2 protein-coding genes are annotated in these 622 nt (G+C 61.4%); both read right to left on the minus strand.

Annotated features, from left to right (window positions below; genetic code table 11):
* The coding region (locus EWV35_RS13085) for a hypothetical protein (RefSeq protein WP_165168599.1) at positions 1–277 on the minus strand (277 nt) is incomplete at its 3' end.
* A 129-nt stretch (positions 278–406) separates the two neighbouring features.
* A partial coding sequence (locus EWV35_RS13090) for a DUF488 domain-containing protein (protein ID WP_129662457.1) occupies positions 407–622 on the minus strand: 216 nt, incomplete at its 5' end.

The following is a 622-nucleotide window of genomic DNA, read 5'->3' on the forward strand; positions in this document are numbered from 1 at the left end:
TCTTGGCGTATGAGTCGATCTGTTGTTCCGCATCATCGTAGGCGGCCAGGACATCTTCGAGCTCCACATCGGCGGGAAGTTGTGCTGGGTCCTGATGGGTCATCAGGAACTGCAACACGGCTCGTGCCGTGACGTCGTCATCGGGCAGCACGCCGTTGGTCAGACGGGGCGCGGCGCCAATGTAGAGCGTGCATGAGGTCTCGCCGTCGAACGATTGCATGGTGGCCTGGTAGGCGCCTTCTCCTCGGGGTTCTATCCAGATCTCCTGACCCGACATGAGCTTATCTCCCGTCGTTCTCGTCTTGTTTGTTGTCACTGCATGGCCGTGGCTGCGGCCCGGATGCTTCCGTACCTGCGGGAGGGACAGAGCCGTTGTGGTCTCCGGGCTTGGCGGCTGACTGGTCAGTCAGAGAATCTGCGTCAGAACCGTCGCTTGGCTGTGCTCGATGTCCTTGGCGGCAGTCAGTAGCGTCAGGCGTTTTCCTTTGACGCTCTCGCGCAGGTCGTTGAGAGCCTGTCGGCCGGTTTCGGTGGCCAGCTCTTCGCGGTAGCGGCGGCAGAATTCGTCGAACTTGTCCGGATCGTGCCCGTACCATTTGCGCAGCTCGGTGGAGGGGGCTAC

Source organism: Rothia uropygialis, from assembly GCF_004137765.1.
In the GTDB taxonomy this organism is placed as follows: domain Bacteria; phylum Actinomycetota; class Actinomycetes; order Actinomycetales; family Micrococcaceae; genus Rothia.